At 42.2% G+C, this 12,974-nt stretch carries 3 protein-coding genes; 1 reads left to right on the forward strand and 2 read right to left on the reverse strand.

Translation table 11 applies throughout. From position 1 onward, the window contains the following. Nucleotides 1-124: 124 nt before the first annotated feature. Nucleotides 125-10,714 carry an Ig-like domain-containing protein gene (locus tag BM179_RS04710; RefSeq protein WP_092012967.1) on the forward strand — a complete coding sequence of 3,530 codons (10,590 nt, stop codon included), beginning with the start codon at nt 125-127 and terminating at the stop codon, nt 10,712-10,714. 80 nt (nt 10,715-10,794) lie between these two features. Here BM179_RS04710 and BM179_RS04715 read toward each other — a convergent pair whose 3' ends face one another. Together BM179_RS04715 and BM179_RS04720 are read right to left on the reverse strand one after the other, a co-directional pair. Beyond that, entirely contained in the window at nt 10,795-11,874 is a 1,080-nt protein-coding gene (locus BM179_RS04715; RefSeq protein ID WP_092012970.1) for a family 10 glycosylhydrolase, read from the reverse strand. After that, nucleotides 11,871-12,962 (reverse strand): carbohydrate-binding family 9-like protein, encoded by a 1,092-nt coding sequence (locus BM179_RS04720; RefSeq protein ID WP_092012973.1) that lies wholly within the window; start codon nt 12,960-12,962, stop codon nt 11,871-11,873. The genes BM179_RS04715 and BM179_RS04720 overlap by 4 nt, the downstream gene beginning before the upstream one ends. Between the last annotated feature and the right edge of the window lie 12 nt (nt 12,963-12,974).

A 12,974-nucleotide genomic window follows, 5' to 3' on the forward strand; every position in this document is an offset into this window, starting at 1 on the left:
TATTCGGTCTGTCTATTTTTTTGACAGACCGAATAAATAAAACCTGACCACCTCTAACCTGAAAGTCATTACGAGTAATAACCTAAATGCAATCATCAGTATTAAAGCTGAAAGGATTAAAATTATGAAACATTTTATACATCAATTATTCAGACTGTTATCGATTATAACTCTCCTTACTACATCAACGATAACATTTGGTCAGATATCCCCGGGGGATATCGCCATCATCGGTATCAATGCCGATGACACTTTCCCGAACCAGCGCTGGGCTTTTGTGGTATTAGCTGACATTCCGGCATCAACCGTTATCCATTTTACAGATGCAGGGATAACCAACACAGGAGTATTCAATGTGAATGCTGTTAATGAAGGACATATGACCTGGACTACCCCTTCTAAAATCACCGCAGGAACAGTCTTTTTTTGTACAAATTCAGGAATCTCAGGGCAAACAGTCACAGGATCTTTGGGTGGTACAACCAATGGTTTCCCCGGAACAGGGGATCAGATTATTGTATATACAGGAACATCCGGAACAACAACAGGCGCTACTTTTATATATGCTTTAAATACAGGACAATCAAGCACAAATTATCCTTCACTAGGGTCATGGCAGACCACTACGACTAATACCGGTGATAATTTGTCCTATGCACCTCCGGGTCTTGCCTCTACTAATGAAGCTGTACTTACTTCCAATTCATCTACAGGTTTCCTCTCATCAGGAACGGGAGCATCAGGAAGTGCCAACTACGGATTTGATAACATGTATTATGCCGGAACAACCTCCGGAACAAAAACCAGTATTCTGGCTGCAATAGCTAACCCTTCCAATTGGCTGGGAGATAACTCAACCGCATGGAATCTTTCTTCAGGCGGAGTATTTCCTGCTACATTTACTTTGCCTTCTGCACCAACAGTAACTACCACTGCGCAATCGGGAGTTAGTACTACTTCTGCAACTTTAGGTGGAAATGTTACAGCAGACGGAGGAGCCAGTGTAACAGATCGTGGAATAGTTTGGTCAACAAGTTCTAATCCGACAACCGCAGATAATAAAGTGGGTAATGGAAGTGGAACGGGAAGTTTTAGTGCAAGTGTACCCGGGCTTCCGCAAGGAGCTACCGTTTATGTTAAAGCCTATGCAATTAACTCAGTTAATACTGGTTACGGAAATCAGATTTCTTTCTCAACAAATACTGTTGTCTCTTCTATTTCAAGAGCCGGTTCGACCCCTACCAATGCAGGCACAGTAAGTTATAATGTAGTTTTTGCCCAGAGTGTGACTGGCGTGGATGTTTCAGATTTCAGTCTGACTACCACAGGCGTTTCATCGACTAGTATTTCAAGTGTTAGCGGATCAGGGACAAACTGGACCATAACTGTTGGTACAGGCACAGGCTCAGGAACGATCAGATTAGATTTTACAGGTACAAGTGGGGTAACTCCCAATGTCAATGCAGCGTTTACTTCAGGAGAGGTTTATACAATAGATAAAACGGCTCCGACTGTTGCTATATCAAGTTCTGCCTCTAATCCGACCAATGCGAGTCCGATTACGGTCAATTTTAATTTCAGCGAAAGTGTTACCGGTTTTGTGATCGGAGATATTACAGTAGCAGGAGGAACAAAATCCAATTTTACAGGTTCCGGTTCATCTTATTCTGTAGATATCACCCCGACAGCAGACGGAACAATAACAGTTGATGTTGCTGCCGCAGTAGCAACAGATGCAGCAGGAAACGGAAATACAGCAGCGACGCAGTTTAGTATTGTTTCTGATAGATCTGTACCAAATGTTACGATTTCAAGTACTTCTGCAAGTCCGACCAATGCGAGTCCGATTACGGTTAATTTTACTTTCAGTAAAAGTGTTACCGGGTTTACCATCGGAGATATTACAGTAGCAGGCGGCACAAAATCTAATTTTACAGGCTCAGGTTCAAGTTATTCTGTAGATGTTACGCCTTCAGCAGACGGTACAATTACGGTGGATGTAGCAGCGGGTGTAGCGGTGGATGTATTTTCAAATCCGAATACAGCAGCGACACAATTCAGTATTGTTTCAGATCGGACAGCACCGACAGTAACGATTACAAGTGTTACATCGAGTCCGACCAATGCGAGTCCGATTACAGTTAATTTTACATTCAATGAAAATGTGACTGGTTTTGTGATTGGAGATATTACAGTAGCCGGAGCGACCAAATCTAATTTCACGGGTTCCGGTTCAAGTTATTCAGTAGATATAACACCAACAGCAGATGGAACAATAACGGTAAATGTTGCTGGAAATGTAGCAAACGATGCAGCAGGAAACGGAAATACGGCAGCAACGCAATTCAGTATTGTATCTGACCGGACAGCACCGACGGTAACAATTACCAGTACCTCGACCAGTCCTACAAGTAATAGTCCCATTACAGTTAATTTCACATTCAGTGAAAATGTTACGGGTTTTGCCATCGGAGATATTACAGTAGCGGGTGGGACCAAATCCAATTTCACAGGTTCGGGTTCAAGCTATTCAGTAGATGTTACTCCGACAGCAGACGGAACGATCACTGTGAATGTAGCTGCAGGTGTAGCTACAGATGCAGTTGGTAACAATAATACAGCAGCAACGCAATTTAGTATAGTATCTGACAGAACAGCACCAACAGTTGTTATCTCAAGTACCTCAACAAGCCCGACAAATGCTAATCCTATCGTAGTTAACTTCACATTTAATGAAAGTGTTACCGGATTTACAATTGGGGATATTACAGTAGCAGGCGGTACAAAAGGGAACTTCACAGGTTCGGGTTCAAGTTATTCAGTAGAAGTTACACCTACAGCAGACGGTACAATTACGGTTGATGTAGCTGCGGGTGTAGCCAATGATTTGGCAGGAAATCCAAATACAGCAGCGACACAATTCAGTATAGTATCAGACAGAACAGCACCGACAGTAACAATTACGAGTGTCACAACAAGTCCGACCAATGCGAGTCCTATTACAGTTAATTTCACATTCAGTAAAAATGTTACGGGTTTTGTAATCGGAGATATTACAGTAGCCGGAGCGACCAAATCTAATTTCACGGGTTCCGGTTCAAGTTATTCAGTAGATATAACGCCAACAGCAGATGGAACAATTACGGTAAATGTTGCCGGAAATGTAGCAAACGATGCAGCAGGAAACGGAAATACGGCAGCAACGCAATTCAGTATAGTATCAGACCGGACAGCACCGACTGTAACAATTACCAGTACCTCGACCAGTCCTACAAGTAATAGCCCTATTACAGTTAATTTCACATTCAGTGAAAATGTTACGGGTTTTGCCATCGGAGATATTACAGTAGCGGGCGGAACCAAATCCAATTTCACAGGTTCAGGTTCAAGTTATTCGGTAGATGTTACTCCAACAGCAGATGGAACGATCACAGTAGATGTAGCCGCAGGTGTAGCTACTGATGCGGTTGGTAACAATAATACCGCCGCAACGCAATTTAGTATAGTATCTGACAAAACATCTCCAACAGTTGTCATCTCAAGTACTTCAACAAGCCCGACTAATGCTAATCCTATCGTAGTTAACTTCACATTTAATGAAAGTGTTACCGGGTTTGCCATCGGAGATATCACGGTAGCGGGCGGTACAAAAGGGAACTTCACAGGTTCGGGTTCAAGTTATTCAGTAGAAGTTACACCTACGGCAGATGGAACGATCACTGTAGATGTAGCTGCGGGTGTAGCCAATGATCTGGCAGGAAATCCGAATACAGCAGCGACACAATTCAGTATAGTATCAGACAGAACAGCACCGACAGTAACAATTACAAGTGTTACAACAAGTCCGACCAATGCGAGTCCTATTACAGTTAATTTCACATTCAGTAAAAATGTGACTGGTTTTGTAATCGGAGATATTACGGTAGCGGGAGCGACCAAATCTAATTTCACGGGTTCCGGTTCAAGTTATTCAGTAGATATAACGCCAACAGCGGATGGAACAATTACAGTAAATGTTGCTGGAAATGTAGCAAACGATGCAGCAGGAAACGGAAATACGGCAGCAACGCAATTCAGTATAGTATCAGACCGTACAGCACCTACGGTAGCAATTACCAGTACCTCGACCAGTCCTACAAGTAATAGCCCTATTACAGTTAATTTCACATTCAGTGAAAATGTTACGGGTTTTGCCATCGGAGATATTACAGTAGCGGGCGGGACCAAATCCAATTTCACAGGTTCCGGTTCAAGTTATTCAGTAGATGTTACTCCAACAGCAGACGGAACGATCACAGTAGATGTAGCCGCAGGTGTAGCTACAGATGCAGTTGGTAACAATAATACCGCAGCGACGCAATTTAGTATAGTATCTGACAGAACAGCACCAACAGTTGTCATCTCAAGTACCTCAACAAGCCCGACAAATGCTAATCCGATTGTTATTAATATTAATTTCAACAAGAATGTTACAGGATTTGTGATCGGAGATATCACGGTAGCGGGCGGTACAAAAGGGAACTTCACAGGTTCGGGTTCAAGTTATTCAGTAGAAGTTACACCTACAGCAGACGGTACAATTACGGTTGATGTAGCTGCGGGTGTAGCCAATGATTTGTCAGGAAATCCGAATACAGCAGCGACGCAATTCAGTATAGTATCAGACAGAACAGCACCGGTAGCGACAATAACCAGTACCTCAACAAGTCCTACAAATGCCAGCCCGATAGTAGTTAATATCAATTTCAGTAAAAATGTTACGGGATTTGTGATTGGAGATATTATTGTAGCGGGAGGGACAAAATCCAATTTTACAGGTTCGGGTTCAAGTTATTCAGTAAATATTACACCATCAGCAGACGGAACAATTACGGTCGATGTTGGGGCAGGAGCAGCCAATGATGCAGCAGGTAATGGAAACCCTGCAGCCACGCAGTTTAGTATAGTCTCGGATAGAACTATTCCAACTGTAACAATTGCAAGTGCCTCAGCTAGTCCGACGAATGCCAGTCCTGTTACGGTTAATTTTACTTTCAGTAAAAGTGTTACCGGATTTGCCATCGGAGATATCACTGTGGCAGGAGGCTCCAAATCTAATTTCACAGGTTCGGGAACATCCTATTCGGTTGACATTACTCCTTCCGGAGACGGAACCATAACCGTTGATGTGGCTGCAGGTGTAGCAACTGATGGTACGGGGAATGGGAATGCTGCGGCAACGCAATTTAGTATTGTGTCGGACAGAACTGCTCCGACAGTCGCCATTTCAAGCACTTCAACGAGTCCTACAAACGCCAGTCCTATCGTGGTAAACTTCACTTTTAGTGAGAGCGTTACCGGATTTACTATCGGAGATATTACAGTAGCAGGCGGGACAAAAGGAAATTTCACAGGTTCCGGGTCAAATTATTCAGTGGAAATCACGCCGGGCGGTGATGGAACGATTACAGTAAATGTAGGTGCAGGTGTTGCTAATGATCTGGCGGGTAATGGCAACACAGCAGCTACTCAGTTCAGCATTGTATCTGACATGACTGCTCCAACAGTAGTAATCTCAAGTACTTCAACGAGTCCTACAAATGCCAGTCCGATTACGGTTAATTTTACATTCAGTGAAAATGTTACCGGATTTGCCGTGGGAGATATCACTGTAGCAGGAGGAACCAAGTCTAATTTTACCGGCTCAGGATCATCTTATTCAGTTGATATAACGCCTGCTGCAGATGGAACAATTACTGTTAACGTAGGAGGAAATGCAGCAAATGATGCGGCAGGTAACGGAAATACTGAGGCTACTCAGTTCAGCATTGTTTCAGAAAGAACTAATCCTTCTGTGTCTGTTTCAAGTACCTCAACGAGTCCTACAAATACCAGTCCGATTACGGTTAATTTTACATTCAGTAAAAATGTTACCGGATTTGTTATCGGAGATATTACTGTAGCCGGAGGTTCTAAGTCTAACTTTACTGGCTCTGGTTCAGGTTATTCAGTAGATGTTACCCCAACAGGAGATGGAACCATAACAGTCGATGTAGCTGCAAATGTGGCAAATGATGGAGCGAATAATGGAAATACGGCAGCGACGCAATTTAGTATTGTATCAGACAGAACCGCTCCGACAGTCGCCATTTCAAGCACTTCAACGAGTCCTACAAACGCCAGTCCTATCGTGGTAAACTTCACTTTTAGTGAGAGCGTTACCGGATTTGCCATCGGAGATATTACTGTAGCCGGCGGGACAAAAGGAAATTTCACAGGTTCCGGGTCAAATTATTCAGTGGAAATCACGCCGGGCGGTGATGGAACGATTACAGTAAATGTAGGTGCAGGTGTTGCTAATGATCTGGCGGGTAATGGCAACACAGCAGCTACTCAGTTCAGTATCGTATCTGACCGTACTAAGCCGGGTGTCACAATTGCCAGCACCTCATCCAATCCGACTTCTACCAGTCCTATTCCTCTTACCTTTGTTTTCAGTAAAAGTGTAAGTGATTTTACCAATGGAGATGTCGTTGTTTCAGGTGGATCACTCAGTAATTTCACAGGTTCCGGAACAAATTATTCAGCTGACCTTTTACCGTCAATTAATGGTACAATCACGGTGGATGTTCCGGCTAATATAGCTGTTGACGGAAGTGGAAATAATAATACTGCAGCTACTCAGTTTTCAATACAGTACGTAAATAATCCTCCTGTACTGATAACCAGCGGAGGACCTACCGCATTTATTCAGGGAACAACTCCATCTGTGGTGATAGATCCCGGTGTTACTGTTTCTGATATAGATGATCTTACTTTGAGAAGCGGGACTGTTTCGATTGCCGTAAATTTCCAGAGTGGAGAAGATGTTTTGTCTTTTGATTATGATGCAGGAACTATGGGGAATATTACCGGGTCTTATTCAGCAGGTGTAATGTCCTTAAGTTCAGCCAGCCCTTATGCAACCGTAGCTCAATGGCAGGCGGCTTTCAGGGCAGTTAAGTACTCAAATACTTCAGCCACCCCTAACACGGGTAGCCGGACAACATCATTTGTCGTTAATGACGGCCAGAACAACAGTACTGCTTATGGCAAAATCATTACAATTACTCCCAAACCAATCATTACAGTAGCGGCAATTCTGGTAGTATCCGGAACAAAAGGAACATTGGAAGCAACAGGATGTACCGGAGGTACCGTTAACTGGTTCGGAAGTTCTAGTACAGCAGACCTTACTGTTTTAGGAACAGGGGTAACATTCCAGTCTCCTGATCCGGTTACAGCAGCAATTTCTTTTTATGCACAATGTACAATCGGCCTGGCAGTAAGTGACAGAACAGAAGGTAAGATTACCCTGAGAGATTGTTCGGGACTTATTGCATCGGCAGGACCGGGAGGAACTTTTACAGGTTTGGAAACCTATAAACTGACCGGCGTTACAACTGCCTCCGGAGGAACAACTCCTTATACCTATGAATGGACAACATCACCTGTGGTCAGCATCGATGATGCAACTATTGCTAATCCTGAAGTGGGTCCTTTTACCCAGAATACTACGGTAAATATTAAAGTTACAGACGACTTTGGCTGTTCTTCAACCAGCTCTGTTGTAGTAAATTACGATGAGTGCCGATTGTCGGCAACGATTACCGGAAACGGGGATTTATGTTCATCCTCACAGGTTACCCTGACAGTAAATGTAACCGGTGCTAAAAATCCTGTCAGCTATTTATGGTGTGATAATTCAACCGGAAGCTCTTTGGTGGTAACCACTCCGAATACTTATTGCCTGAAGGTTACCGATGCCAGCGGTTGTACGCATTTTGAGCAGGTAGTTGTAACTAAAACGGCACTTTCCACGCCGACAATTGCAGTAGTGGGTGGTACCAACCCTTTAATCGGACCAGGATCGGTAATATTAGAAGCTGATTGCGATGGTAATTCTGTTAACTGGTTCGATGCAAATAATAACCTGTTACCAAATGTAAGTCTGAACTCTTTCCGTTATGAAACTGTAATACTAAGTTCAAGTACAACTTTCTATGCGGAATGTAATAAAAGTACCTGTACCAGTTCAAGGGGAAGTATTTATATAACCGTTATCCCATTACCTGACGCTCCGACGCTTGATGCTCCGATTTTATGCGACTGGGGTAAGCCAACTGTTAATGCCACAGGATGTGCCGGAACTGTTAACTGGTATTGGTGGGCTTCAGGAGGCAATCCTATTGCCACAGGAAATGCATTTATGTCTCCGGATGTATTTAAAACTTCTGATTATGTTTATGCAGATTGCGAAGTTGGTGGTATTCATAGTTTAAGAGTGAGAACATTGGTTACCATTTCGCCACTTCCGGAAGCCAGTATCAAGGTTATGAGCGGAAAAGTAGCTTTCTGTGCAGGTGATGCCACAACGCTGATCGGGAATAACGACAGAGAGGTAAAAGGCTATCAATGGAAAAAAGACGGACAAATACTTGGCGGACGTACCAACCGTGAACTGGGAGTCAGTGAATCGGGTCGTTATTCAGTCATTACATTCAGTGACCGTTGTCAGAGAGAATCAGAATCGGTAATGATTACGGCTGTTCCGCTTCCGAGTGCTCCGGTGATTGTGCCAAAATCTTCATTGAGCTTCTGCCAGGGGCTTTCGGTACAACTTGTTGCTCAGACCCAGGGAGATTTTTCTGAATTACGCTGGTATAAGGAAGGAACAAATGTTGGTTATCAGAAGGAATACTGGGCTGAAATATCAGGTCGTTATTCTTTGAGAGCTACCAATTACCTTGGTTGTGTGTCTCCTGAATCCGGCTCTGTTTTTGTAAATGTTTTGCCAAATCCGGCTAAACCTAAAATTTATGCTGATGGAAAAACAACTGTTTGTGAAGATGTGAAAATTAACCTGACAATAAGTACAGATCCTGCTTTCAGATATAGCTGGTCTCGTCAGGATGGAAAAACATATGCTACTCAGTTTATTGCAGGGATAACCGAACGAGGTGTTTATGACCTGGTAGTTACAGACAATAATGGTTGTAATTCACCAAAAGCAACTCTTGAAGTGATCGTTCACAAATTGCCGGATGCTCCGATAATTAAAGCTTCCGGACCTACAGAGTTTTGTGAAGGAAGTAGTGTTGATTTAACCGCCAACGTTATTGAAACGCCAACTTCTCAGATCATCAGTTATGAGTGGAAAACCGGAGAAAAAGGTACTGGTTTTAAAACAATTAAGGCTTTGCAGGGAAGTTCTTCAACGCGAAAATATGCGGTAAGAGCTACTGATCAGGTTGGGTGCGTGTCACTTTATTCTGAAGAAATTCTGATTAAAGTAAATCCGAATCCGGCTAAGCCATCTATTTCAGCAAATGCACCATTAACCTACTGTGATAATAATTTAACTACTTTAACCGCTACAAAAGCAACGAAATATCTGTGGTCCAGCGGAGAAACAACTCAAAGCATTAAACCGGGCATTTCAGGAAATTATGGACTGACCGTTGAAAATGATTTTGGCTGTAAATCTCCGCAATCAGATATTTTGACTGTGAAAGTGAATTTATCTCCGAATATTCCGGCAATAAAAGCAGATGGTTTACTGGAATTTTGCGATGGAAATAAAGTGGAACTTACCGCTTCTTCAGATCCTGCCTATAAATCCTATTTATGGAATACTGCTGGAGGAAGTGCGGTAACGCCTAAAATTGTTGTACAAAAAACAGGTACTTATGTCGTTTCTGTGAAAAATGAGGTAGGTTGCAGTGCAGAGTCAGTACCGGTTTCAGTAAAAGTAAATGCGCTTCCGCAAAAACCTGTTATCTCGGCAAATGGAAATACTACTTTCTGTGATGGTGGTCAGGTAACTTTGAGTGTAGCCAATGCGCAAAAATATACATGGAATACCAATGCTTCTTCTCAAACGCTTTTGGTGAAAAACTCAGGAAAATTTGCTGTAATCGTTACCAATGAATTTGGGTGTAATTCACTTCCTTCAGATACATTGAGCGTTACGGTAAATCCGAATCCGGCCAAGCCTTCTGTTTCTGCACAAAGTTCAACGACTTTCTGTGCCGATAGTAAGGTTACGCTAACATCAAGTACGGAGTTTGGATACAGATGGTCTAACGGAGAAACCTCACAAAGTGTTGATCTTAATAAAACCGGAATGTTTACCGTAAAAGTAATAAACCAGTTCAATTGTATCTCCGTTTCTTCGGATGTTATTGCTACCCGGGCTTTGGATTTACCGGAAACACCGACTGTTTCGAAAACCGGGGTATTCAACCTTGAAGCAAACAGCTTTGGTCTGGGAGATGGTTATGAATGGAAACTTGCAGGAAAATTAATTGCTGATACTGCAAGCATCATAAAAGCAAGCAGTAATGGCAATTACTCAGTAAGAAAGAAAAAGGTTTATGTTGTAAATCAGGCGAATATGGTTTGTTACTCTGCCTCGGTTGAACGTACTTTCAAGGCTGAAGAAGCATATAATGGTCTGGGTGTTTATCCGAATCCGGTTTCCGGGGATAAGTTATTCATTGAAACACAATATAATCTTGAGAATGCAACTGTAACAATTTATGACAGAATGGGTGCTCCGATTTTTACAGGAAATATCACCCTGCTTGATGGTCGTTACTATATCAATATTAATACTTTAAATGATGGGCTTTATCTGTTGAGGGTTTCTTCATCCAATTTCGACAGTAGTAAATGGGTGAGTGTCAAGAGATAGATAAACGGTGTAACTAATAAAAAACCTGGTTTGAGGAAAATTCCCAGCCAGGTTTTTTTTATGATTTTTTGAAAATGAAATTATTTGGTTTTAACAACTTTACTTAAAGCCGCTAACACTTTGTCATCTACATTTCCGAACAAGGAGACACCGGATGCTCCGTTTTTCAGTGCCAAAGTAATGCCTGTTTCCAGTTCTTCCTGGCTTTTGAAATCCGGAAGAAAAAGCCCTGCGTATAATGGAAATTTTCCATGTAAAATTCTTACACCTTCCTCTACAGCATCTCCGATCCATTGTACATCTTCTTCATAAAATCTGTGATAGATCATCGGACAAACGGCGCTTAGATTCCAGTTTGTCCAGTCCTGACGTACAATACGTTTTGCTACTTCAGGTGTTGGGAAAACCGCCGCAGTTATCGGCTTTTTGAAACTTGCTGCGGTAGCTGATAAATGATTTACCAATCTGGTTACATTGTCATATCTGAATTTTCTCCAGGAAAGGTTCTGATCCGGATTTTCGAGACTTAAAATGTCAATGCCTTTTTTCTCTTTAAACTTTTCCTGACAAACTTTGCAATAGCAATAATCATACTGAGGTAATTCCTGATTTTGCTTGATTCCGTAGTTTTTCCAAAGCGCTACCGGAAGAATTACGTCACAATAGCGTACATAATCCAGATGAATCCCGTCCACGTATGGTTTGCTGAGTTCGGTTTTAACGATGTTTTCAAGATAACTATGAACTTCCGGTCTGGATGGACAAAGCCAGCGATAATAATTAACATAAGGAGGTTGTGTTGCACATGATTCTCCTTTTCTGTTGTGCGCGTACCATTCCGGATGAGCCTTTAACAAACTCTCTTCGCCACGGTTGAGTGTCCATATCCAGCGATGTGTACTGAGCCCCTGTTGTTTTGCAATAGTGAAATGCTTTTCATCATCGGCTTCAAAAAAGACGCCTGTAATACCGTTTGCCTTGAATTTTGCGTAACGTTCTTTCAGTACTTCTTCTTTCTCTTTGTGGTCGGGATTAACCCAGACCCAGTTTTTAAGTTTGCTTTCATTTGAATCTGAGGTTTTTGCAACAGATTTTTGCGGGAGTCCTGTTAATGTGATAGCCCCTAATCCCAGGTTTTTAAGGAATGTACGTTTTTTCATGGTTGGGTGAAAGAAGTGTTAATTTTACTGTCGTTGTTTACTGAGACTTTCAGGTTCTTGTCCGGACAATCAAGAGTGATAATAAAGCTGTGTGCAGAGGCTTCCGGCGTAATGATATTGCTGAAAGAATCAATCATAATATCATTTTGTGAAAGGCCTAATTCTTTGATATCCTGTGTGAATCTTTTGTTTTCGTGGAAGAAAGCCTGCTCCTTATAGTACAGATCCCATATAAAAGCTCTCATTTTCTCTTCATAAGGGATCTCAAAAGCAGAAGCTGGTTTTCCTGCTTCATTGGTACTGAAAATCAGATAACCCCAACGCTCAGGTTTGTGCATATCTATTGCTCCCTGTGGAGTCCAGACCCAATTGTTTTCAGGTAAAAGCTGATGATTTTCCGGGTTTTCGAGACGAATATATTTGCCATTGACGACTTTAGTCTGCCATTCAACCCTTGAGAAATTGGCTTTCCAGAAAGATCGGTCTTTAGGAATTTCTCCCGACTTTGTACCCAGAGTAACAGAAGAGAAAGGAATCGCCATTTCGATTGTCCACCGCTTGTCCTTGTCAGAGGGATTATTAACGGTACCTTCAATGGAAACCGCAGATTTTAGTCCTTTTACATCCCAGCTGATCAGGGCAGGGCCTCCGTTTCGGTATGGTTTTGAAAGAAAAAGATCGAAGGTATTGTTCAGTGCATTAATTTCCAGTTCGAAGTAATTGTGAGTATCTCCGTCCGGATCAAGGAAAACCTCAAAATCATTTTCCAGAAAAACGATCTGATCTTTCTTATTTTGATAGGCCCAGATATCTTTTTCCTCCAATACCGCAGCAATGTAAAGATAGTGGTCATCCCATAACATCTTTATTTTGGTATCCTGTGCCGGAGCGGGCTTTTTATCGCCTTCAATGTCTACGAACTTTTCAGTCCATTCAGCATTTTTCCAGGAATTTTCCGATAAATGACCGTCGATTTTAACAGGAGTGGAGGTTCTGTAACAAAGATAATGTTTTGGGAAAGGGGCATTCTGAGCAAAAATTTGCCAGGAACAAAGTAGCCCGATGCCCGTTAATAAGAGTTTTTTCATTGAATTGCTTGC

It is taken from the genome of Pseudarcicella hirudinis, assembly GCF_900115665.1.
Classification (GTDB): domain Bacteria; phylum Bacteroidota; class Bacteroidia; order Cytophagales; family Spirosomataceae; genus Pseudarcicella; species Pseudarcicella hirudinis.

Excerpts from the sequence above, each read along its gene's own strand:
- BM179_RS04710 (WP_092012967.1), top strand. The coding sequence starts at position 125 with ATGAAACATTTTATACATCAATTATTCAGACTGTTATCGATTATAACT.
- BM179_RS04715 (WP_092012970.1), bottom strand. The coding sequence starts at position 11,874 with ATGAAAAAACGTACATTCCTTAAAAACCTGGGATTAGGGGCTATCACA.
- BM179_RS04720 (WP_092012973.1), bottom strand. The coding sequence starts at position 12,962 with ATGAAAAAACTCTTATTAACGGGCATCGGGCTACTTTGTTCCTGGCAA.